This is a genomic window from Aeromonas sp. V90_14, assembly GCF_029967615.1.
Taxonomy (GTDB): Bacteria; Pseudomonadota; Gammaproteobacteria; order Enterobacterales; family Aeromonadaceae; genus Aeromonas; species Aeromonas hydrophila.
This window is the reverse complement of record NZ_JASCAS010000029.1, coordinates 56,647-77,240: the sequence shown is the minus strand read 5'-3', so window position 1 is coordinate 77,240 and position 20,594 is coordinate 56,647. Positions and strand designations below refer to the sequence as shown.

Here is a 20,594-nt window from a genome sequence, read left to right as displayed (position 1 = left end):
TAACCGAGGCGGATTTGCTTGCGAGGTGGGCATGAACATCAGATGGATATGGCTGTGCTGGGCATTGTGGCTGGCGCCAGGCTGGGCGGCCGAGACCCTGCAGGTGGTGACCGAGGACTATGCACCCTACAACTATCTGGAGGAGGCCGACGTCAAAGGGCTCGGCACCGAGGTGGTGGAGGCCATGCTGGAGCAGGCCGGCTTCGAATATACGCTGGACATCTACCCCTGGGCGCGGGCCATCTCGCTGGCGCGCAGCCGCCCCAACGTGCTCATCTACAGCATCAGCCGCTTCCCCGAGCGCGAGGCACAGTTCCAGTGGATCGGGGCGATAGCGCAGATCAATTTTCACGTCTTCGCCCTGGCCAAGCGGGACGACATCAAGCCGTTCAGCCAGCTGTCGCAGGCACGGGCCTGGTCCATCGGTACGGTGCGCAACGACGCGCTGGAGCAGTACCTGATCGGTCGCAAGTTCTCCAACCTGCAACGCAACAACAACCACGAGGCCAACATGCTCAAACTGCTGATGGGGCGCATCGATCTCTGGCCGGTATCGCAGGAGACGGCCAACTACTACGTACGCCAGGCGGGCTATGGGCCTGAGACCCTCAAGATAGTGCACGACATCGAGGATTTTACCGGGGGCGATCTGTACGTGGCGGCGAGTCTGAAGACGCCGCCCGAGGTGATCAAGCGACTGCAGGAGGCACTGGCCACCATCAAGCAGAACGGCATCTACGACGGCATCGTCAAGCGCTACCGCTGAGGGGGGGCCCGCCGGGGCCGCACAACAAAAAGGGCCGACTGTCGTCGGCCCTTTTTCATCAGTGGGCGAGGAACTCGTATTGAGCCTCGATGAAGGCACCAGCCCGCTCGCTCAGGGCGGCGTGCACGACGGTGGTGGGGTGCACCTGATCCCAGAACATCTTGCCTTCGCAGTCGAGGGTGCTGGCGCTGCGCCGCACCATGGGGCTGGCAACGGCCTGGGCCAGCAGCGGGTTGCCGGCGATGGCGAGCCGCTCCTGCGGGTTGAAGGCGGAGAGGCTGCTGTCGCTGGCGACGCTGGCTGCACTGCGGGAGGCAAACGGCTTCCACACATAGCCGCCGCCGTAGCAGGCGTTCTCGGTGTCGCTCAGACCGAAGTTCTGCGGTTCGCGCAGCATCTCGGCGAACTGCTTGTCGATCTCGAACAGCTTGACGATGCCGGTGGGGGCCAGCTGGCGTGCCAGGTTCAGCAGCAGCTGGTTGTGGTAGGCGGAGACATGGCTGGCCGCCTCGACCACCTTCTGGCTGCGGGCCGAGGGGTTCTGGCCCAGATCCGGCAGGTTGAACAACAGAATCTGCTTGGCGCCGTTCAATACCATGCGGTTGGCCGCATCGCTGATGGCGTCGCGCACCCGCTTGGCATCCTGTTCGGTGTTCCAGCCATAAGCCAGGTAATCGTTGGCGCCGACCCAGAGGATCACCAGATCATCGGGCTTGAAGCTGTCTTTTTGCAGGAACTGGGTCACCTCGTAATCCAGGTTGTTGATGACCTGATACTTGGGATTCCAGGAGATCTTGTTGTAGGCCACCGCAGTGGCGCCCCCTTCCGCCTCGTTGACGATGGTGAGCCCCGGGAACTGCTGGGTCAACTGCTCCAGCCAGACCGGCCCGTTGGAGAAGCGGCCCTGATAGTAGGGGGGGCTGGAGGGGAGGTAACCGCGCATCTTGCTGTACATCTTGCCGGTATCGGAGAGGCTGTCGCCAAACATCACGATCCGGGAGAAGGCGGGGCGACTGTCGGCTGCCTGAACTGTCAGCGCGAAGAGTCCCAATAAACACACAAACCATTTCTTCATCTTGTTGTTCTCATTGGTTGGAAGCAGGTGGTGCCTGCAGGCTGTTCCTCGATAGGCAAAGGTGCTGGGAAGCTGTTTTGCCATCTTGCAGGGTATCTATCCGAATTTAATTTCGCAGTATGCGGTATGGATTAAATCGATTACGGTCACACCGCTGTCCCCCAGATGGGGAGGCTTCACGTTTGTTTCACGCACCGGCCGGCACACTGCTCCCGTACCCAATGACAGGAGCATGAAATGAACAAGGCAAGCGTAATCGGTCTGTTGACCCTGATGTCCATCTCTTCTTTCGCCATGGCGGCCTATACCGGCCCGCAGGAGCAGAATAAGGTGTCCGTCGCGCAGTTGAAGGATCTGGCCGATGACAGCTGGGCCACCCTGGAAGGGAAGCTGGTCAAGCACCTGGGCGGCGAGAACTACATGTTCCGCGACGCCAGTGGCGAGGTGGAAGTGGAAGTGGATCAGGATGTGTGGCGCGGCACCGAGGTGGGCCCGGACGATCTGATCCGCATCCGTGGCGAGGTGGACCACAGCTGGAACAAGACCGAAGTGGAGGTGGAGAGCCTGGAGAAGGTGGGCGCCGCCCCGCAGAGCAAGGGCGGTTTCATCGCCAAGTAAGGCCTGAACCCCTACGCCAGACGTAACAAGGGCGCCTCCATGAGGCGCCCTTTTGCTGTTGGTCTGCTTAGCCGGTGCGGGCCAGCGTGCGTTTGAACCCCTTCTCGGCCTGATTGACCTTGTAGAGATAGCGTCTGGCTTCCGCCTTGGGGTGCTGCTCGGTCAGGATCTGGTACACCGCTTCGGGCGAGAGCTGGTTGATCATGCCGGGCGCCGCCTTGCGGTCGTTGGAGAAGGTGTTGAGCACCCCGCCGGCGCCGCCGTTGTAGGCGGAGATGACGGCGTAGCGGCGCGAGCGCGGATCCTGGATATCCACCAGATAGACGGTCTGCAGCAGGTGCAGGTAGGCGGTCCCGACGTCGATGTTGTAGGCCGGGTTGAACAGGTCCTCCCGGGTCGGCTGGCCGCTCTTGCCCTTGACCCGCACGTAGACGTCCCGCCCGGCGGTGGCCGGGATCACCTGCATCAGGCCGTAGGCGTTGGCATGGCTGACCGCATAGGGGTTGAAGCTGCTCTCGGTCTTGATCACCGCGTAGATCAGGCTCTCGGCCACCCCGTACTTGCGGGAGGCTTCCCGGATCAGGCTGGCGTACTTGTAGCCCCGTCGATCCTCGTGGTTGGCCACCATGGGGATGTCGACGAAGAAGATGGTGCGAATGCCCAGGGTGCGCTTCTTCATCGCCGTGTTGAGCAGGTAGTCGGCATAGCGCTCGGCGCGCCAGTCGAAGCGGATCGGCTGGCCCTGGTTGTCCAGCACCTGGCCGTAAAGGAAAGGCTCGCCGCCGGGCAGGATCTCGGCGTCGGAGTAAAGATCCACTTCCGCCGGATCGTCCGGGGTAAGCAGGGTCTCGATGATAGCGCGGCGCAGGTGGGAGCGCGGGTCGATGCCGGAGACGGTCTCGACCATGATGTGGCCGCTGGAGAAGTCGATGTGGGCCCGGCTCTTGTACTGATCCGTGTATTTGACGTAGTCAAACTTGCCCGCAAACAGCGCCTCACGCCCCCATATCTCGTTCACGTTGTGGGAGAGCGCGCTGATCATGTGTTCGAAACCGCGGATGTCCTTGCCGTTGACGAGATCGTCATCCTCGTTGCCATTGGGCTTGGGGGAGGATGAGCAGGCAGAGAGAAACAGCAGGGTGCACAGCAGCCAGAAAATTCGGCCCATAGAGTCCTCAAACTGGGCGGCGGGCCGCCCGTCACTTCCGTCGTTGCCGTGAGTCGACGGGGCCGGCCTGCGCAGGCCAGCCCCGTTCACGGATTATTTGCTGGGCGGGGTATAACCGTCGATGGCCACTTCACCCGCTTCGAACAGGTAGTTCACCATCTCTTTCTCCAGCAGCTGGCGATGCTCGAGGTTCATCATGTTCAACTTCTTCTCGTTGATCAGCATCACCTGCTTCTTCTGCCACTCGGTCCAGGCTTCCTTGCTGATGTTGTCAAAAATGCGCTTGCCGAGTTCACCGGGGTAGAGCTGGAAATCGAGACCCGGGCCCTCTTTTTTCAGGCGCTGGCAAAATACGGTACGGCTCATGTTGACCTCTATGGTTGTAAGTCCGGATAGGCGAGCAGACGGGCCGTGGCGGCTGCCAGACCCACCTCTGCAGGATGGCGTAAGTTATACCAGAGTCGGTTATCCGCTTCCATGAGCAGGGGGGGCGGTGGCGTGTCGGTTTCGATCAGCATGGGCCGGATATCGAGGTGAAAGTGGCTGAAAGTATGGCGAAAACCGGCCAGTTCACGGGGTTCGCTGCCGGTCAGGCCGAGCCGCTGCAACAGCCCCGCCACCTCGGCGTCCGACTCCACCTGGGGGAAGCAGTAGAGCCCGCCCCAGATCCCTTGCGGTGGCCGTTTCTCCAGCAGCAGCTGATCGCCGTGGCGGATGAGCAGCATGATGCCGGTACGGGCCGGGATGCTCTTCTTGGGCTTGCTGTTGGGGTAGGCAGTGGGGTTGCCCTGCGACAGCCCCTGGCAATCCTCCCGCACCGGGCAGCGCTCGCAAGCGGGCTTGCTGCGGGTGCAGACGGTGGCCCCCATGTCCATCATGGCCTGGTTGTAGTGGGCCACTCCGAGCTTGGGGGTGAGGCGGGTGGCCAGCTCCCACAGATCGTTCTCCACCTGCTTCTGGCCGGGCCAGCCGGGCAGGGCCAGCCAGCGGGTGAGTACCCGCTTCACGTTGCCATCCAGAATGGCGTGGGGCTGGCCAAGGGAGAGGGAGAGCACGGCGCCCGCGGTGGAGCGGCCGATCCCCGGCAACGCCATCACCTCCTCCAGCCGCTCTGGGAAGAGGCCGCCATGGAGGTCGCGGATCTGCTGGGCCGCCTTGTGCAGGTTGCGGGCGCGGGCGTAATAGCCAAGCCCGGTCCAGTGGTGCAGCACCTCGTCGATGGGGGCGTCGGCCAGTGCCAGCACGTCGGGAAAGCGGGCCATAAAGCGCTGATAGTAGGGAATGACCGTAGCGACCTGGGTCTGCTGCAGCATGATTTCCGAGACCCAGACCCGGTAGGGGGTCTTCTCCTGTTGCCAGGGCAGGGTCTTGCGGCCGTGGAGCTGATACCAGTCCAGGATCCTGGTGGCGAAGGTCGCGTTATCTGAGTTGCTCACATTATGCTCATGTTATTGATTTAAAACTAAATTGATTAACGTGTAGCGGTCTTGGTGCTGACACCAGTGCAACGCCCGGTTGGCGAAGGTGGTGTTGTTCGGATTGCTCACGTTGTTCTCATGTTATTGATTAAAAAGGGGAGCTCTCAGGCTCCCTCTTGAAATGGTGGCCAGCCTCGGGCTGGCAGGGGCGCGTTTCAGCCGCGCCAGTCCTGCAGCGCCTTGAGGCTGACGTTCTGGCCGCCCACCTGCAGGATGATGTAATCCTGGGCGATGGCGAGCAGGGTGACGCCGGGGGCGACCTCGCTGCCTTCCCGGTAGGTGCGCCCGTTCAGGGTCACGGCCCGGTTGGCCGGGTTGGAGGAGAAGACGTGGGCACCGTAGGCCAACGGCGGCACCTGCTGGCGGAGCGCCTGCGGCAGGGCGCTGAGTGGCGTGGCCTGCAACTCTTCCGGCACCTGTGGTGGCGCGCTCTGCTGCAACGGGGTGCTGTTGAGGGCATTGAGAATGCGCTCGGCCAGCCCCTGGCTGCTGTCGGCGGGCGCCGGTGCGGGCTGGGCATCGGCCTTGGGGGTGACCACGGGTTCGGGCGGCGGCGGTGGCAGCGGACGGGTGATCATCGGCCTGGGCTCGACCCGCACGAAGGGCGGCGTCACCACCTCCTTCACCTCCACCGTCTTCTCGATGGGGCGGTTGTTGAGCAGGTGCCAGCCGTAGTTGGCGGCGGCCCCCATCACCAGCGCCAGCGGGGCCAGCAGCCACCAGATCCAGCGCCTGGGTTGTTCCTCTTCCTGGCTGACCGGCAGCCCCATCGCCGGGATGTGCGGGGTGAACTGGGGCTGGTCGGCCCGCCGCAGCGCCTTGAGCAGGGTGGACATCAGGAAGCCTCCTCCGACAGTGTGTTGATGGCATCGTCATCCTCTACCGGATCCAGCCTGGCCGGCTTGCTGGCCCGCTGGGCAGGGTCTTCCAGCTTGGGCATGGGTTCGCCAGCCATCACGTTGAGACGCAGCAGGGTGTTGCTGCCGGCGATGCCGTCCGGGTTCAGCCCCTGGGCACGCTGGAACTGCTGCAGCTTGGTCTTGAGCTCGGCATCGAAGCGGAGGACCTTGCGATCCGGCTGCTGCAGGGCCCGGCTGAGGGCATTATCGAGCCACTGCACCTGGTTGGGGCCGGCATTGTTGCCGATCAGGGTGACACCACCCTTGGGCATGCGCCACAGCAGGGTGTAGCTGCCGCCCCAGTAATCGCTCAGCCACTGCCTGTCCACCTGCCAGCTCTGGTTGCCGATGAGCAGATTGGCCTTGTCGGGCCCGAGGTTGACTAGGGTGGCGTAATAGGTGCCGCCGGTCTCGTCGGTCAGGCTGACGAGGGCGGGATACTGCAGGGCCTGCAGATCGGCCAGGGAGGCCTCGCCCTCCTGGCAGCGCAGGCCGGCGCGCGGCGCGTTGTCGCAGGTCGCCTCTTCCAGCTCGGTCTGGTAGCCCCACACCTTGTAGAGATTCTGCATGGCGCTGTCCGGTTCCAGCGCCTGATTGATGGCGCGGGTCAACTGTTCCTGCTGCTCCGGGGTGTCGTCTACCTTGACCGGCACCTCCACCGTGACCACCGGGCGGGTCGGGAAGAAGCCGAAGAACTGCCAGCCCCACCAGCCGGTGGCCACCAGCAAGGCGCCGACCAGTGCCACCATCAAACCGGACTGCCAGGTGCCCTCGTCACGGATGCCGCTCACCTCGAAGGCCGCCAGGCTGATGTCACCGTGGACTATCTTGTGGCTGCCGCGGGCGAAAGCGGCGATCAGGGCGCGGTCGCAGATGAGGTTGATGAGGCGCGGAATGCCGCCGGAGAGGCGGTGCAGGGTCTGGATCGCTTTGGGGGTGAAGATGGGTTGCACGCAGCCGGCCACCTGCAGGCGAAAGCGGACATAGGCGTCCACGTCCTGGCAGGAGAGCGGCAGCAGGTGGTAGCGGGCGGTGATGCGCTGGGCCAGCTGGCGCAGCAGGGGCTGGCGCAGCATCTGCTGCAGCTCGGGCTGGCCGATGAGCACCACCTGCAGCAGCTTCTTCTCGTCGGTCTCCAGGTTGGTGAGCAGGCGCAACTGTTCCAGCACGCCGGGCAGCAGGTGCTGGGCTTCGTCCACCAGCACCACGCTGCGCTTGCCTGCCGCCAGATTGGCCAGCAGGTGATCGCGAATGAGGTCGAACAGCTGCTTGAGGCCGGCATCCTGGCCATAGGCCAGCTGGAATTCGTCGCAGATGGCCGCCAGCAGATCTCGTTCGGTCAGGGATGGATTGAGGATGTAGGCGATCTCGGTCTCGGCCGGCAACTGCTGCAACAGGCAGCGGGAGACGGTGGTCTTGCCGGTGCCCACTTCCCCGGTCAGCAGCACGAAGCCGCCCCCATCCTGCAACCCGTAGTTGAGGTGGGCGAGGGCTTCCCCGTGGCGTTCACTCATGTAGAGGTATTTGGGATTGGGCGAGATGGAGAACGGGTGCTCCGACAGACCGAAGAACTGTGTGTACATAAGGATCCATTCCGTTGTTATGGGCGGCAGGTTAAAGCCTCCCCAAAGGGATGTCAAAGACCCGGATGCCATAAGGGGGGCCAGCGCGCACCCTGATTTGCCGGCGGGAGAAAGGGTGCCGTCGGGTTGGCTGGCGAGGCGGGTGACGAGGGGCGTTTTGCCTCTCATTGGGCCGTCATGGGCTCGTCCCCGCCGACGGGGCCATGGGGCAGCCATAGTCTCCACCGGCCAAACCGGTATAATCGGGACAGGTTTATCAAGGGAGACACAGCTTGCAGACTTATCTGGTTGGGGGCGCGGTGCGAGATCGCCTGCTGGGATTGCCGCAGGGCGACAGGGATCATCTGGTGGTCGGGGCGACCGTGGAACAGATGCTGGCGCTGGGCTTTACCCAGGTGGGCCGCGATTTTCCCGTGTTCCTGCACCCCAAGACCCAGCAGGAGTACGCGCTGGCCCGCACCGAGCGCAAGCAGGGGCTCGGTTATACCGGCTTCGTCTGCTACGCCTCGCCGGAGGTGACGCTGGAGCAGGATCTGCTGCGCCGGGATCTCACCGTCAACGCCATCGCCGAGGATGAGGCGGGGCAACTGCACGATCCCTATGGCGGCATCGAGGATCTGAAACAACGGCTGCTGCGCCACGTCTCCCCCGCCTTTGCCGAAGATCCGCTGCGCATTTTGCGGGTGGCCCGCTTCGCCGCCCGCTTCCACGCCCAGGGCTTCGTGGTGGCCCCCGAGACGCTGGCGCTGATGCGCGAGATGACCGAGGCTGGCGAGCTGGCTCACCTGACCCCGGAGCGAGTCTGGAAGGAGCTGGAGAAGGTATTGCTGGGACCGACCCCACAGGTGTTCTTCGAGGTGCTGCGCGAGTGCGGCGCCCTGGCTGCGCTGTTCCCCGAGCTGGATGCCCTGTTCGGGGTGCCTGCCCCCGCCAAGTGGCACCCGGAGATCGATACCGGCATCCACACCATGATGGTGCTGGCACAGGCCTGCCGGCTTTCGCCGGAGCTGGCGGTGCGCTTCGCGGCGCTGTGCCACGACTTTGGCAAGGGGCTGACCCCCCCGGAGTTCTGGCCGAGCCACCATGGCCATGGCCAGAAGGGGCTACCGCTCATCCGCGACTTCTGCGAGCGGTTCAGGGTACCGAACGAGTGCCGCGATCTGGCGCTGTTGGTGAGCGACCTGCACACCCATATCCACATCGCCTTCGAGCTCAAGCCCGCGACCCTGCTCAAGGTATTCGACAAGGCCGATGCCTGGCGCAGGCCGGAGCGCTTTGCCCAGCTGCTGGACGCCTGCCGCGCCGACTTCCACGGCCGCACCGGCTTCGAGGAGCGGGTCTATGCCGAGCCCGACTATGTGGCGCAGGCGCTGGCGGCGGCCCAGGCCGTGCCGGTGAAGGAGATAGTGGCGGCCGGGTTCAAGGGGGAGGCTATTCGCGAGCAGCTGGCCAAGCGGCGGCTCGATGCCATCAGCCGGGTGCGCGACGAGTGGACCTTCCTCGAGGATTGACGAGGCAGGAGACGAAGCATGGACAAAAAAGCCCGGGTCACTGACCCGGGCTTTTTCATTGTTGCCTTTGCACGGCGAGCGGCTATTCACCGAGGCCGAAGCGCCCCTGCACGGGATCATAGTAGTAAGCCTCATAGTTGAAGTCGATCCCCTCGATGTAGGGATTCTCCAGCCGGAACAGCCGGCGGGTATTAAGGTGGGCGAAGCTCAGGGAGGGTTTGAAGGTCTTCAGCCAGAGCGCCTGCAGGGAGCCGTCGCGCCAGGCGGCCTTGAGCCCCTGTTGCACCCGCGTGATGGCCTGTTGGTTGCTGTTGTGGGTGAAGAAGACCCTGGGCAGCGGATAGTAGAGCGCCACGTTCTCATCCATCACCAGCCCGGGTACATCCCTGTGATTCAGCTTTTCCTGGGGCAACTCGTTGATCCCGCGGCAGAAGAGTGCGAAACGGCCACGCGCCACCATCTTGAACAGCTGCTCGTAGCCTTCCACCTCCTGCACCTTGAAACCGGCCCGCTGCAGGATCTGCACGTCGAGCCAGCCCTTGCCCTGACCGATGTCGAAGCGTTTGAGCTCCGCCAGGCTGGTCACTCCGGCGACGGCGCTCTGCTGCTCGGGGCTGACGAAGCAGATGCGGTAGCTGACGATGCCGAGGTGGATGGGAAAGCGCACGTAGTCGATGCCGCTCATGTCCCGGTCGGAGCGGTAGCTGTCCATGGCGAACAGGTTGGGGTAGTCATTGAAGCGCAGGCTGACCCACATCCTGGCCAGGGTCATGGGGGGCGCGGCTTGCATCCGGTAGTCGCCGTGGCTGGCGCGGGTCTTCTCCAGCGCCAGGCGCAGCAGCTCGCGATCATAGGTGCTTCTGGGATCGTGCTCGCTCTCCGGACTCATGTAGGTGAACAGGGTCGGGCTGGCCAGCACGGGCAGGGCCAGCAGCAGGGCGAGCAGCGGGGTCCAGTGCATCATGAGCTCCTGTGAAAGGCTGAGACTCCTCTGAGTGTAGTGGCTCTCCCCGGCGGTGAGCGGGGAGCCGCCGGAGTCACTGCTTGCCGCTGGACGGCTCGCCGGGCCCGAAGCGCTGGGTGAGGGGATCGTAAAGATAGGGTTGGTAATCGAAGTCGAGCCCCTGCAGCAAGGGGTTGTCCAGTCTGAACAGCAGTCGCTGGTCCAGCCTGGCGAAATCCAGCGCTGGCTTGAAGGTCTTGAGCCATAGCGCCTGCAGGGAGCCGTCCTGCCAGGCCAGTTGCAGGCCGGCCCGAACCCGGCGCAGGGCGTGCTGGTTGTCCTTGTGGCTGTAGAAGAGGTGGATGAAGGGGTAGTAGAGCGCCAGATGCTGGTCGACCGTCAATTGCCCCAGATCCCGGTGCGTATCCAGTTCGCTCAGCAGCTCGTTGGCCCCCCGGCAGAACAGATCCACCCGGCCGCGCACCACCAGCTTGAACAGCCGCTCGTAGCCCTCCACCTCCTGCACCTTGAAGCCGGCACTGCGCAGGATGTCGGCATCCTGCCAGCCGCGACCCTGGCCATGGCTGAACTGCTGCAGCTCGTGCAGGGTACGTACCCGGGCCACAGCCTGCTGCTGTTTGGGGCTGACGAAGCAGATGCGATAGCCGAGGATGCCGAGATCCACCGGAAAGCGGACATAGTCGAGGTCGTGGCTGCCCTCCGGGCGCGGGAAGCTGTCGATGGCCAGCAGGTTGGGGTAGAGGTTGTACTGCAGCACCTGGCGCAGCCGGGTCCGGCTCATGGGCGGGGCCGGACGCAACTCGTAGTCGCCGAAGCTGTCGCGGGTCTTCTCCAGCGCCAGTTGCAGCAGCTGCTGGCCGTAGAGGGTGCGCAGGTCCCGCTCACTCTCCGGGCTGACGTGGGTCACTATGTCCAGGGCCGGCAGAAGGGGGGAGAAGAACAGGCTACCGGCCAGCAGCCCGAGGATCATCACTCTGTGGTTCATCATACCGCTCACTGCTGTCACATTGAGTTGAGTGTAGCGGCTGTGGTGCCAAGGCTGGGGTCCTGGGCTCGGGAAACGCGGCTTTTACCGACGCGCAGGTTACCAGAACAGCTGGCCGAGCAGGGGCGCCAGCAGCACGGTCACCATGCCGGCGATCATCATCACCATGCTGGAGACCACCCCCTCCTCGTTGCCCATCTGATAGGCCTTGGCAGTGCCGGCGCCGTGGGCCGAGGCACCAAACCCGGCGCCCTTGCCGAGTCGGCTGCGAATGGCCAGTAGGGTGAGCACGCTCTCGCCGACCGCCATGCCGATGACACCGGTCAGCACCACGAACAGGGCGGTGAGGTCGGTCTGGCCGCCGATGGCGCGGGTCGCCTCCACCGCAAACGGGGTGGTGATGGAGCGCATCGCCAGACTGCGCTGCAGCATGTCGGAGAGATCGAGCCAGCGGGCCAGCAGCACGGTACTGCCCACCGCCATCACCACCGAGGCGACCACCCCCACTGACAGTGACAGCCAGTGGCGGCGAATGAGCTGGCGGTTCTCGTAGACCGGCACCGCGAAGGCGACGGTGGCCGGCCCCAGCAGCCACAGCAGCCAGTGGGATTCGGCCATGTAGTCCTGATAGGGGATGTGGAACAGCATCACTACCGCCACCAGCAGGGTGGGGGCCAGCAGCAGCGGCATCAAGGGCAGGATGCGTTTCTTGCCGTAGAGCCACTTGCTGGCGTAGTAGAACAGCAGGGTGAGGGCGAAGCAGAGCAGGCCGAGCAGGGTATCAGACATGACGACGACTCCGGCGGGCCAGTTTCAACTCAAGGCGATAGACCCGGTCCACCACCAGCGCCGTGGTGCCGAGCACCAGTATGGTGCTGAGCAGCAGCACCACCATGATGCGCCACCCCTCCTGCAGCAGCAGATCCTGATAGTTGACCACCGCCACCACCGCCGGCACGAAGAACAGCAGCATCTCGGCCAGCAACCAGCGGGCGCCGGCGCTGAACCAGTGGGTCTTGACCACGCCGAGCAGGATCAAGGCCAGCAGTGCCAGCATGCCGGTGAGGTTGGCAGGCAGCGGCAGATGGAAGGTACGTACCGCCAGATCGGCCAGCAGCCAGATGGCGGCCAGCAGGGCGATTTGGAAGGGGGTCTGGAACCAGCGAATGCAGAGGGCTTTCATGATCTAGGTCTTTCTGTGAACTTGCTCACAGTATAGAGAGAGGCCAAACCTGCAAAAAATGAATTTAAATTATCAAAATCATGCCAAAGAGGCATGATCAGGTTTTGCCGTCCGCCAGGAGAGAGCCATGGACATCCGCGCCCTGCGTTACTTTGTCGAACTGGTGCGGGAACAAAGCTTCACCCGCGCCTCCGAGAAGCTGTTCGTCACCCAGCCCACCATCAGCAAGATGATCCGCAACATGGAGGAGGAGCTGGGTCAGCCGCTACTGAGCCGTGCGGGGCGCCGCTTCACCCTGACCGACAGCGGCCGGGTGCTGTTCAACCGGGCCCAGACCATTCTGGCCGAGATGCAGCAGCTGGAGGCGGAGCTCGCCGATCTGCAGAGTCTGCAATTCGGCCGGCTGGCGCTCGGCATTCCGCCCATGGTGGGCCACGTCTATGCCGATCTGATCCGCGCCTACCGCAGTCGCTACCCCAAGGTCGAGCTCTCCATCGTCGAGTACGGCGGCCGGCGTATCGAGCAGGCGGTGCTGGAAGGGGAACTGGATCTCGCCATCACCATGCTGCCGACCAGGGAGGGGGGCGCCCTCAGTGCGCTGGAGCTGGACCAGTACCCGATCCAGGTGGTGCTGCCCGACTTGCCGCGCTGGCGGGAATGCCCTGAAATCAGTCTGGAGGCGCTCTGCGACGAGCCCTTCTTGCTCTACACCCAGGCCTTCACCCTGAGCGAGCGGCTGGAGCAGGCGTGCCGAGCGGCTGGCTTCGAGCCTCAGGTGGCGGCACGCAGCAGCCAGTGGGACTTTCTCACCGCCATGGTGCGCAGCGGCATGGGGGTCGCTTTTCTGCCCGAGCCCATCTGCCGGCGCTTGGCGCCGGACGGGCTGGTGTTGCGACCGCTGGTGCCCGAGCTGAGCTGGCGGCTCGGGGTGATCTGGCCGAGCGAGCGCTACCTCTCCCGTACCGCCGAGGCCTGGCTGGCGCTCTGCCGCGAGCAGGGGCAAACCGACCCCCAAGGCTGAGCGGGCGGGCCGCCTTCAGCCGCTTGCCAGCAGGCTGCCCAGCTGGCGGCAGAGACGGCGCAGGGCCTGGTTGTCGAGGGAGGCAAAGCCGAGCAGCCACCCCTCCTGTGTCGGTGGGCCCAGGTAGAACTGGCCGAGGGGGCGCAGCCCCAGCCCCTGTGCGTTGGCGGCCTCTGTCCAGCGCGCCTCGCCGCCGGGGGGCAGCAGCACGGCGCACTGCAGGCCGGCCCCGCTGTGAATGGGGGTGAGGGCGGGGCAGTGGCTGGCCAGCTCGGCCAGCAGCAGGTCGCGGCGGCTCTGATAGACCAGCCGGCTCTGGCGCAGGTGGGTGGCGAAGTGGCCGGCGCGGATGAAGTCGGCGGTCACTGCCTGCAGCAGCTGGTTGCTGTGGCCGTCGACCGCGGCCCGGGCCCGACAGAAGGACTCCATCAGCGGCCTGGGCAGCACCAGGTAGGCGAGGCGCAGCGAGCCGAACAACACCTTGCTGAAGGTACCCACATAGAGCACCCGTCCCTGGCCATCCAGCCCCTGCAGGGCGGGGAGCGGCCGCTGATCGTACTGGTACTCGCCGTCGTAGTCGTCTTCCAGGATCCAGGCGCCGTGCCGCTCGGCCTCGGCCAGCAGCGCCATCCGCCGCGGCAGGCTCATGGGCACGCCGAGCGGATACTGGTGGGCCGGCGTGGTGTAGATGAGCCGCGGCGCCGGGTGTTCCCCCTGCGGGTTGAGCCCCTCTTCATCCACCGGCACCGGGTGCACCCGGGCGCCGGCACTCTCCATGGCGGTGCGGGCCCCGGGGTAGCCGGGATCCTCCACCCAGACGGTGTCGCCGGCATCGATCAGCAGCTGGGTCGCCAGCAGGATCCCCTGCTGGGAGCTGGTGAGGATCAGGATCTGGTCCGGCTCGCACACCACGCCGCGCGACTGCACCAGATAGCTGCTGATGGCACCGCGCAGCGCCTCCAGCCCCTGCGGCTCCCCGTAATTCATCCAGTCGCCGGCGTGCCGGCGCCACTGCTGCTGCATCAACCGGCCCCACAGGGCCTGGGGAAAGAGGCGGGGATCCGGCTGGCTGGAGGCAAAGGAGCGGCCCACTTCGGGCACGTCGTGACAGGCGCCGCTGTCGGCCATCTCCTGGCCTCGGCGCGACAGACCGGCTGCCGACTGGGGCGGGCGCGGAGTCGGGGAGACAGCGGCCAGTGCCACGAAGCTGCCGGCCCCCACCTTGCGCACCAGATAGCCCTCCGCCTCCAGCCGGCCATAGGCCAGTTCCACCGTGCTGCGGGAGATCCCCAGATCGGCGGCCAGCATGCGGCTGGCAGGCAGCCGGCTGTGCTGGGGCAGGTGGCCGGCCAGCATGGCCGAGCGCAGGGTGCGGACCAGCTGTTCGTGCAGCGGCAGATCGCTGGCTTGCTGGGTGGCAAACAGGGTGGGCAGGGCAGGCATGGGGATCTCCCGGGCGCTAATTGGTCTGCTCATATTGGCAAAATTGGTCGGCGTGGCAAGGCCATTATGTCGTTACATTGAGGCTCAAGGTTCGGGATTCACATCTATTGGCAATGAAAGGAGTCTGCATGTCGGAGTACAGCGCCACCATCAGCTGGCAGCGCGGGGCCAGCGAGCCCTTCGTCGATCAAGGTTACAGCCGGGCTCACTGGTGGGAGTTCGACGGCGGCGTCAGGGTGCCCGCCTCCTCGTCTCCCCACGTGGTGCCGCTGCCCTGGTCGGTGGCCGAGAACGTCGACCCGGAAGAGGCCTTCGTCGCGGCGATCTCCAGCTGCCACATGCTCACCTTCCTCTGGCTGGCAGCCAGGGCGGGCTACCTGGTGGAGAGCTACCGGGACGAGGCGGTGGGCATCATGGAAGCCAATGCCCGCGGTCGTCAGGCCATCACCCGGGTCACCCTGCAGCCGCTGGTGCAGTTCGGCGGTGAACGTCAGCCGGATCTGGCCGCGCTGGAGCAGTTGCACCATCAGGCACACGAGGAGTGTTTCATCGCCAACTCGGTCACCACCGACATCACCACCCGGATCCGGGTTTGAGTACAAGGAGCGTCACTATGAGTCATGTATTGAGCAGCGGGTTGGCCAGTGCCGAACAAGCCCGCCTCTTCTTCGAGGCCCAGCTGGCCTTGCGCACCGATCCGGCGGATCTGGCCGCCGATCTGCTGGCCGGTGAAGAGCGGATCGTCGTCATCGACACCCGTTCTGCCGGTCACTACGCCGAGGGACACATCCCCGGTGCCATCAGCTTCCCCCACGCCACCATGAACCCGGCCAGCACGGCCGCACTGGCGCGGGACAAGGTCTATGTCTGCTATTGCGATGGCATCGGCTGCAACGGTTCGACCCGTGGCGCCTACAAGCTGGCGGCGCTGGGGTTTCAGGTCAAGGAGCTGATCGGTGGGCTGCACTGGTGGCGGCAGGACGGCTTTGCCGTCGCCATCGGTAGCGAACCGGGTGTGCTGCAAACGGGAGGGATTGCCTGTGGCTGCTGACATCCATCTGAACGAATTCGGCCAGCCGGTCGGTGCGCCGCTGCCCGACTGGCGGGGCGCCGAGTTCCCTCCCCGTCGCCCCCTCAACGGCTGGGGTTGCCGGCTGGAGCCGCTGGATCCTGAGCGTCACGGCCCCGGCCTGTGGCAGGCTTTCAGTGCCGACAGCGAGGCCATGTGGACTTACCTGACCACAGGCCCTTATGCAACAGAGGCGGATATGCTGGTCTGGCTGCGAGAGTGCGCCGCCAAGAGCGATCCCCAGTTCTACACCATCTTCGACGAGGATGGAGAGCAGCCGTTGGGGCTGGCCAGCTACCTGCGCATCGACCCCCTGGCCGGCAGCATCGAGGTGGGCTGGCTGCACTTTTCCCCCGCCTTGCAGCGCTCGCGGCTGGCGACGGCGGCGATGGCGCTGATGATGGCCAATGCTTTTGCCCTCGGCTATCGGCGTTACGAATGGAAGTGCAATGCCTTCAACCAGCCCTCCTGGCAGGCGGCGTTGCGCCTTGGTTTCAGCTACGAGGGGACCTTTCGCCAGAGCCGGGTGGACAAGGGGCGCACACGCGATACCGCCTGGTTCTCGGTGATCGACAGTGAGTGGCCGGCGCTGCAGGCCTGCTTCGAGCGCTGGCTGGCGCCTGACAACTTCGATGCACAGGGGCACCAGCGCCTGCGCCTCTCGACCCTCACGGCCGCCATGCGCGGTGCTTGAATAAACAGGGCGGCCATGGCCGCCCTGTTGTTTTTGCCGTCTTGTCTGCTCGCTGCTGATCTCCCTTCGCTTCTCTTTCTGCACTGCTTCTTCGCAGCGTCTTCACTGCCCGGGTGCGGCGAGGATTGTATTAACATTTTTTTAATGTATCTTGTTTTTGAAATTAATCGTCATTTCGAACGAAAGTGATTTGCTGGCTTTCGTCCATTATCCAGGAGGCAAGATGAGCGTCACCCATACCCAGTTGCCCGCCGATCACAAGGCGGCCATCCGTCAGATGAAACAAGCCCTGCGCGCACAACTCGGCGACGTGGAAGCGGTCTTTACCGAGGTCAGCCGCCGCATCGAGGCGCGGGTGGCCGAAGTGGAAGCGCTGCGAGCCCGTGGTGAGCCGGTGTGGCCAGAACTGGATTACCAGGCGCTGGCGGCGGGCCAGGTCGGCGAGGCCGAGCGTGCAGCCATACGGCGGCGCGGCTGCCTGGTGATCCGCGGGCACTTTGCACGGGAACGGGCACTGGCCTGGGAGCGCGACATGCTCGACTACCTGGCTCTCAACCGTTTTGATGAGCTGTATCGCGGTCCCGGCGACAGTTTCTTCGGCTCCCTTGCCGCGTCGCGCCCCGAGATTTATCCCATCTACTGGTCACGGGCCCAGATGGAGGCGCGCCAGAGCGACGAGATGGCGACCGTGCAGTCGTTCCTGAACCGCCTGTGGCAGTTCGAACGGCCGGATGGGACACACTGGTTCGACCCGGACGTGAGCATCATCTATCCCGATCGCATTCGCCGCCGTCCGCCCGGTACCTGTTCTCGCGGGCTGGGTGCCCATACCGACTCGGGGGCCCTCGAACGCTGGTTGCTGCCGGCTTACCAGCAGGTGTTTGCGTCGATTTTCTGGGGGGAGATCGCCGCCTACGATCCCTGGGATGCGGCCCATCGCACCGAGGTCGAGGAGTACAGTGTGGAGAACACCACCAAGTGCTCGGTATTTCGTACCTTCCAGGGGTGGACTGCGCTCTCCGACATGTTGCCGGGGCAGGGATTGCTGCACGTGGTACCGATCCCCGAGGCGATGGCCTACGTGCTGCTGCGGCCACTGCAGCCGGACGTGCCGGAGGATGAGTTGTGCGGTGTCGCGCCGGGCAAGGTGCTGCCGGTCTCCGAGACCTGGCATCCGCTGTTGCTGCGGGCGATGAGCTCGATCCCGGCGGTGACGGCAGGGGATTCGGTCTGGTGGCACTGCGACCTGATCCACGGCGTGGCGCCGGTGGAGCAGCAGCAGGGATGGGGCAACGTCATGTATATTCCGGCGGCGCCCCGTTGCGAGAAGAACATGGCCTATGCCCGCCTGGTGCGCCAAGCGCTGGAGCAGGGGGCTTCGCCTGGCGACTTCCCCCGCGAAGATTACGAGGCCGACTGGCAGGGGCGCTTCACCCTGGCCGATCTGAACGACCATGGCCGCCGCGCACTGGGCATGCTCCCGTAAACGAGAGTGGCCGGGCGGGCCTGCGCAGTGGCAGGCCCGCTCACGCCTCTATTCCCCGATGGGGGCGGCGATCCACTGCATCAGGCGCAGCATGTCAGCGGGTGCTACCCCCACCGAGAGGCCGCGCTTGCCACCGCTCACCAGGATCTCGTCAAACTGCATGGCCGAGTCGTCGAGCACGGTGGGCAGCAGTTTTTTCTGGGCCAGCGGGCTGATGCCGCCGACCTTGTAGCCGGTCAGCTTCTCCGCCTCCGCCGGCTTCATCATTTCCACCTTCTTGAGACCGGTGGCCTTGGCCAGCTGCTTGAGGCTGCACAGGCCGGATGAGGGGACGATGGCCACCACCGCCTGCTTGTCGTGATGGGCGATCAGGGTCTTGAACACCTGGGCCTCCGGCAGGCCGAGCTGGGTCGCGGCATGCTTGCCGAAGTCGTCGTGGGCTTCGCACTCGTAGGGGTAGAGCTTGTGGGGGATCTTGAGCTTCTTCAGCAGGTTGATGGCTGGCGTCATGATGGGTGCCTTGAGTCGAAACAAGGCCAAACAGTCTGCGCCTGCGGGGCGGGTGATGCAAGTTGCTCGCGTCCCCAAGGGGTGGATGCGCGCACCGAGATAAAAAAAGCCCGGGTCAATGACCCGGGCTTTTCATTGCAGCGCGCCTCAGGAGAAGCAGATCTGCAGCACGTAGAAGATGGCGATGGCCAGGATGGCGCCAGCAGGCAGGGTGATGACCCAGGAGACCACGATGTTGCGCAGCACGCCCAGGTTCAGCGCCGCGATGCCGCGCGCCAGACCCACGCCCATGACCGCACCGACCAGGGTCTGGGTGGTGGAGATGGGCAGACCGGTGCCGGAGGCGATCACCACGGTGGCGGCGGTGGCCAGCTGGGCGGCGAAGCCGCGGCTCGGAGTCAGGTGGGTGATGCCGGTACCGACGGTGGCCATCACCTTCTCGCCCATGGTGGCCAGACCGATGACGATGCCGATGCCGCCGAGCGGCAGGATCCACCAGGCGATGTGGGAGCTGCCGCCGATCTCGCCGCCGGCCGCCACGATGGAGGCGACTGCGGAGAGCGGGCCGATGGCGTTGGCCACGTCGTTGGAGCCGTGGGCAAAGGCCATGGCACAGGCGGTGATGATCATCAGGATGCCGAACACCTTCTCCACGTTGGCGAAGTGCATTTTGCTGTCATCCTGCGGGTTGTATTGCTGGCCGCGAATGTAGAGCCAGCCGGCAAACGCCACCGCGATGGAGATGGCGATGGAGAGCAGGATGCCCTCGCCGTCGGTCAGGTGCAGACCGACGTGGGTCAGCCCCTTCTTGATGGTCACCAGGCAGATCACCAGCGCGGTCAGGAACATGTAGAAGGGCACGTAGCGCTTGGCGTTGTTCAGCGGATCATCGGTGTTGAAGATGAGCTTCTGCACGCTGATGAACATGAAGTAGGCGATGACGCCGGAGATGGCCGGAGTGATGATCCAGGAGCCGACGATGCCGCCGAACTTGCTCCACTGCACCGCTTCCGGGCCAATGCTCACCACGGCGAAACCGACGATGGCGCCGATGATGGAGTGGGTGGTGGAGACGGGCCAGCCGAAGTAAGAGGCCAGGATCAACCAGGCGCCGGCGGCCAGCAGGGAGGCTATCATGCCGAGCACCAGCAGATCCGGCGTATCGGCAAAGGCGTTGCTGTCGATGATGCCGTTGCGGATGGTAGCGGTCACTTCGCCGCCGGCCAGATAGGCACCGGCAAACTCGAAGATCATGGCGATGATGATGGCCTGACGGATGGTCAGGGATTTGGTGCCGACCGACGTGCCCATGGCGTTGGCAACGTCATTCGCGCCAATACCCCAGGCCATCAAAAAGCCGAACAAGGCCGCCACGAGCACCAGGGTGGTGCCGTAATTCGCGATAATGTCCATTCAGTGTTTACCCAGTCAGTCGATTACGAACGAGCCAGCATCAGTTCCAGACGGGCGCCAACGCGCTCGGCCTGATCTGCCAGGTCACCTACCCATTCGAGGATCTTGTAGAGGAACATAACGTCGATCGGATTGTATTTCTGCTCAACGGCTTGCAGCTGTTGGCGCAGCCCGATCTGCATGGTGTCAGTATCGTCCTCGATAAGATCCAGCTGGTGGATCATCTCGGCAACCATTTCAACTTCACGTCCTTTAAAGCCGGTTTCGAGCAGCTCATCGAGTTCTCCGATGGCTTTCTCGGCTTGGGCGGTCGCATCGATACAGCGTTTGAGATAGGCCATGAAATCGGCACGCATCTCGGAGGGGAATTCCATTTTACGACCAAGCATGCGGCCGGAAATATCCTTGGCACGGTTGGCAATCTTGTCCTGCTGGGTCAGCAGTTCGAGCAGGTCGGTACGGGCAACCGGCAGGAACAGACCGCGAGGCAGCTTCAGACGAATTTCACGCTTGAGGATGTCCGCTTCTTTCTCCAGCTGGGCAATCTGCTGCCGGATCTTCTCGGCATCTTCCCAACGGTCTTCGGCAACGGCATCAAAGAAGGGAACCAACTGCTGGGAGCACTGGTGAACCTTGACGATATGCTTCTGCAGCGGCTTGATGGGGGACTTGGCAAAAAGCCCCAAAATAGTATTTACTGGCATGGCCAAACCTGTGTCGGTGAAAAA

22 protein-coding genes are annotated in these 20,594 nt (G+C 64.4%); 8 read left to right on the top strand and 14 right to left on the bottom strand.

Going from position 1 to position 20,594, the window contains the following annotated elements; all coding sequences use genetic code 11:
* Positions 1–31: 31 nt before the first annotated feature.
* On the top strand, positions 32–766 hold the full coding sequence (locus tag QLG02_RS11150; RefSeq protein WP_026080286.1) for a transporter substrate-binding domain-containing protein: 735 nt from the start codon (positions 32–34) through the stop codon (positions 764–766).
* A 58-nt stretch (positions 767–824) separates the two neighbouring features.
* Here the strand turns inward: QLG02_RS11150 and QLG02_RS11145 are convergent, their stop codons facing one another.
* On the bottom strand, positions 825–1,841 hold the full coding sequence (locus tag QLG02_RS11145; protein ID WP_282465180.1) for an SGNH/GDSL hydrolase family protein: 1,017 nt from the start codon (positions 1,839–1,841) through the stop codon (positions 825–827).
* A 237-nt stretch (positions 1,842–2,078) separates the two neighbouring features.
* On the opposite strand from QLG02_RS11145, the gene QLG02_RS11140 reads away from it, so the two are divergent.
* Complete coding sequence (locus QLG02_RS11140; protein WP_011707500.1) at positions 2,079–2,459, top strand: NirD/YgiW/YdeI family stress tolerance protein; 381 nt, start codon at positions 2,079–2,081, stop codon at positions 2,457–2,459.
* A gap of 67 nt (positions 2,460–2,526) precedes the next feature.
* Here the strand turns inward: QLG02_RS11140 and mltC are convergent, their stop codons facing one another.
* The 5 genes from mltC to exeA form a co-directional block, all read right to left on the bottom strand.
* On the bottom strand, positions 2,527–3,627 hold the full coding sequence (gene mltC, locus QLG02_RS11135) for a membrane-bound lytic murein transglycosylase MltC (RefSeq protein WP_282465179.1): 1,101 nt from the start codon (positions 3,625–3,627) through the stop codon (positions 2,527–2,529).
* Between the two features lie 93 nt (positions 3,628–3,720).
* A complete protein-coding gene (locus tag QLG02_RS11130) occupies positions 3,721–3,993 on the bottom strand; it encodes an oxidative damage protection protein (protein ID WP_005305420.1) in 273 nt (90 codons plus the stop codon).
* A gap of 8 nt (positions 3,994–4,001) precedes the next feature.
* A complete protein-coding gene (mutY, locus tag QLG02_RS11125; protein WP_139703959.1) occupies positions 4,002–5,063 on the bottom strand; it encodes an A/G-specific adenine glycosylase in 1,062 nt (353 codons plus the stop codon).
* A 197-nt stretch (positions 5,064–5,260) separates the two neighbouring features.
* Positions 5,261–5,941, bottom strand: coding sequence for a GspB family T2SS assembly factor variant ExeB (exeB, locus tag QLG02_RS11120; RefSeq protein ID WP_139703957.1), 681 nt, complete (start codon positions 5,939–5,941; stop codon positions 5,261–5,263).
* Positions 5,941–7,587, bottom strand: coding sequence for a type II secretion system protein ExeA (exeA, locus tag QLG02_RS11115; protein WP_282465178.1), 1,647 nt, complete (start codon positions 7,585–7,587; stop codon positions 5,941–5,943). The genes exeB and exeA overlap by 1 nt, the downstream gene beginning before the upstream one ends.
* A gap of 272 nt (positions 7,588–7,859) precedes the next feature.
* Between exeA and QLG02_RS11110 the strand changes: the two genes are divergently transcribed.
* Positions 7,860–9,098, top strand: coding sequence for a multifunctional CCA addition/repair protein (locus tag QLG02_RS11110; RefSeq protein WP_282465177.1), 1,239 nt, complete (start codon positions 7,860–7,862; stop codon positions 9,096–9,098).
* A gap of 82 nt (positions 9,099–9,180) precedes the next feature.
* Here the strand turns inward: QLG02_RS11110 and QLG02_RS11105 are convergent, their stop codons facing one another.
* From QLG02_RS11105 to QLG02_RS11090, 4 genes are all read right to left on the bottom strand, one after another.
* Positions 9,181–10,059, bottom strand: coding sequence for a hypothetical protein (locus tag QLG02_RS11105; protein WP_282465187.1), 879 nt, complete (start codon positions 10,057–10,059; stop codon positions 9,181–9,183).
* A 76-nt stretch (positions 10,060–10,135) separates the two neighbouring features.
* Positions 10,136–11,050, bottom strand: coding sequence for a hypothetical protein (locus QLG02_RS11100; RefSeq protein ID WP_282465176.1), 915 nt, complete (start codon positions 11,048–11,050; stop codon positions 10,136–10,138).
* A 96-nt stretch (positions 11,051–11,146) separates the two neighbouring features.
* Entirely contained in the window at positions 11,147–11,836 is a 690-nt protein-coding gene (locus QLG02_RS11095; protein WP_011707492.1) for an LrgB family protein, read from the bottom strand.
* Complete coding sequence (locus QLG02_RS11090; protein ID WP_011707491.1) at positions 11,829–12,230, bottom strand: CidA/LrgA family protein; 402 nt, start codon at positions 12,228–12,230, stop codon at positions 11,829–11,831. The genes QLG02_RS11095 and QLG02_RS11090 overlap by 8 nt, the downstream gene beginning before the upstream one ends.
* Positions 12,231–12,357: 127 nt before the next feature.
* Here QLG02_RS11090 and QLG02_RS11085 point away from each other — a divergent pair, with 127 nt between their 5' ends.
* The gene (locus QLG02_RS11085; protein WP_282465175.1) at positions 12,358–13,251 is read left to right on the top strand and encodes a LysR family transcriptional regulator; all 894 of its coding nucleotides are present in this window, start codon (positions 12,358–12,360) and stop codon (positions 13,249–13,251) included.
* 15 nt (positions 13,252–13,266) lie between these two features.
* On the opposite strand, the gene QLG02_RS11080 is transcribed toward QLG02_RS11085, so the two are convergent.
* On the bottom strand, positions 13,267–14,694 hold the full coding sequence (locus tag QLG02_RS11080) for a PLP-dependent aminotransferase family protein (protein ID WP_282465174.1): 1,428 nt from the start codon (positions 14,692–14,694) through the stop codon (positions 13,267–13,269).
* A gap of 128 nt (positions 14,695–14,822) precedes the next feature.
* Between QLG02_RS11080 and QLG02_RS11075 the strand changes: the two genes are divergently transcribed.
* The 4 genes from QLG02_RS11075 to QLG02_RS11060 all read left to right on the top strand — a co-directional run bounded on the left by QLG02_RS11075 (position 14,823) and on the right by QLG02_RS11060 (position 17,943).
* Complete coding sequence (locus tag QLG02_RS11075; RefSeq protein ID WP_011707488.1) at positions 14,823–15,290, top strand: OsmC family protein; 468 nt, start codon at positions 14,823–14,825, stop codon at positions 15,288–15,290.
* 17 nt (positions 15,291–15,307) lie between these two features.
* Positions 15,308–15,745 carry a rhodanese-like domain-containing protein gene (locus QLG02_RS11070; RefSeq protein ID WP_282465173.1) on the top strand — a complete coding sequence of 146 codons (438 nt, stop codon included), beginning with the start codon at positions 15,308–15,310 and terminating at the stop codon, positions 15,743–15,745.
* Positions 15,735–16,457 (top strand): GNAT family protein, encoded by a 723-nt coding sequence (locus tag QLG02_RS11065; RefSeq protein ID WP_158196600.1) that lies wholly within the window; start codon positions 15,735–15,737, stop codon positions 16,455–16,457. The genes QLG02_RS11070 and QLG02_RS11065 overlap by 11 nt, the downstream gene beginning before the upstream one ends.
* Positions 16,458–16,680: 223 nt before the next feature.
* Positions 16,681–17,943, top strand: coding sequence for a DUF1479 domain-containing protein (locus tag QLG02_RS11060; RefSeq protein ID WP_282465172.1), 1,263 nt, complete (start codon positions 16,681–16,683; stop codon positions 17,941–17,943).
* A gap of 48 nt (positions 17,944–17,991) precedes the next feature.
* Here the strand turns inward: QLG02_RS11060 and ybaK are convergent, their stop codons facing one another.
* The 3 genes from ybaK to QLG02_RS11045 form a co-directional block, all read right to left on the bottom strand.
* Positions 17,992–18,453: a Cys-tRNA(Pro) deacylase gene (gene ybaK / locus QLG02_RS11055; protein ID WP_011707484.1), complete on the bottom strand. Its 462-nt coding sequence runs from the start codon at positions 18,451–18,453 to the stop codon at positions 17,992–17,994.
* Between the two features lie 147 nt (positions 18,454–18,600).
* Entirely contained in the window at positions 18,601–19,866 is a 1,266-nt protein-coding gene (locus tag QLG02_RS11050; protein ID WP_016352095.1) for an inorganic phosphate transporter, read from the bottom strand.
* A gap of 23 nt (positions 19,867–19,889) precedes the next feature.
* Complete coding sequence (locus tag QLG02_RS11045) at positions 19,890–20,570, bottom strand: TIGR00153 family protein (protein ID WP_005305357.1); 681 nt, start codon at positions 20,568–20,570, stop codon at positions 19,890–19,892.
* Positions 20,571–20,594: the final 24 nt, after the last annotated feature.

Bases quoted from the DNA above. Each gene is read 5' to 3' on its own strand.
- QLG02_RS11150 (WP_026080286.1), top strand. From the start codon at position 32: ATGAACATCAGATGGATATGGCTGTGCTGGGCATTGTGGCTGGCGCCA.
- QLG02_RS11145 (WP_282465180.1), bottom strand. From the start codon at position 1,841: ATGAAGAAATGGTTTGTGTGTTTATTGGGACTCTTCGCGCTGACAGTT.
- QLG02_RS11140 (WP_011707500.1), top strand. From the start codon at position 2,079: ATGAACAAGGCAAGCGTAATCGGTCTGTTGACCCTGATGTCCATCTCT.
- mltC (WP_282465179.1), bottom strand. From the start codon at position 3,627: ATGGGCCGAATTTTCTGGCTGCTGTGCACCCTGCTGTTTCTCTCTGCC.
- QLG02_RS11130 (WP_005305420.1), bottom strand. From the start codon at position 3,993: ATGAGCCGTACCGTATTTTGCCAGCGCCTGAAAAAAGAGGGCCCGGGT.
- exeB (WP_139703957.1), bottom strand. From the start codon at position 5,941: ATGTCCACCCTGCTCAAGGCGCTGCGGCGGGCCGACCAGCCCCAGTTC.
- exeA (WP_282465178.1), bottom strand. From the start codon at position 7,587: ATGTACACACAGTTCTTCGGTCTGTCGGAGCACCCGTTCTCCATCTCG.
- QLG02_RS11105 (WP_282465187.1), bottom strand. From the start codon at position 10,059: ATGCACTGGACCCCGCTGCTCGCCCTGCTGCTGGCCCTGCCCGTGCTG.
- QLG02_RS11100 (WP_282465176.1), bottom strand. From the start codon at position 11,050: ATGATGAACCACAGAGTGATGATCCTCGGGCTGCTGGCCGGTAGCCTG.
- QLG02_RS11095 (WP_011707492.1), bottom strand. From the start codon at position 11,836: ATGTCTGATACCCTGCTCGGCCTGCTCTGCTTCGCCCTCACCCTGCTG.
- QLG02_RS11090 (WP_011707491.1), bottom strand. From the start codon at position 12,230: ATGAAAGCCCTCTGCATTCGCTGGTTCCAGACCCCCTTCCAAATCGCC.
- QLG02_RS11085 (WP_282465175.1), top strand. From the start codon at position 12,358: ATGGACATCCGCGCCCTGCGTTACTTTGTCGAACTGGTGCGGGAACAA.
- QLG02_RS11080 (WP_282465174.1), bottom strand. From the start codon at position 14,694: ATGCCTGCCCTGCCCACCCTGTTTGCCACCCAGCAAGCCAGCGATCTG.
- QLG02_RS11075 (WP_011707488.1), top strand. From the start codon at position 14,823: ATGTCGGAGTACAGCGCCACCATCAGCTGGCAGCGCGGGGCCAGCGAG.
- QLG02_RS11070 (WP_282465173.1), top strand. From the start codon at position 15,308: ATGAGTCATGTATTGAGCAGCGGGTTGGCCAGTGCCGAACAAGCCCGC.
- QLG02_RS11060 (WP_282465172.1), top strand. From the start codon at position 16,681: ATGAGCGTCACCCATACCCAGTTGCCCGCCGATCACAAGGCGGCCATC.
- ybaK (WP_011707484.1), bottom strand. From the start codon at position 18,453: ATGACGCCAGCCATCAACCTGCTGAAGAAGCTCAAGATCCCCCACAAG.
- QLG02_RS11050 (WP_016352095.1), bottom strand. From the start codon at position 19,866: ATGGACATTATCGCGAATTACGGCACCACCCTGGTGCTCGTGGCGGCC.
- QLG02_RS11045 (WP_005305357.1), bottom strand. From the start codon at position 20,570: ATGCCAGTAAATACTATTTTGGGGCTTTTTGCCAAGTCCCCCATCAAG.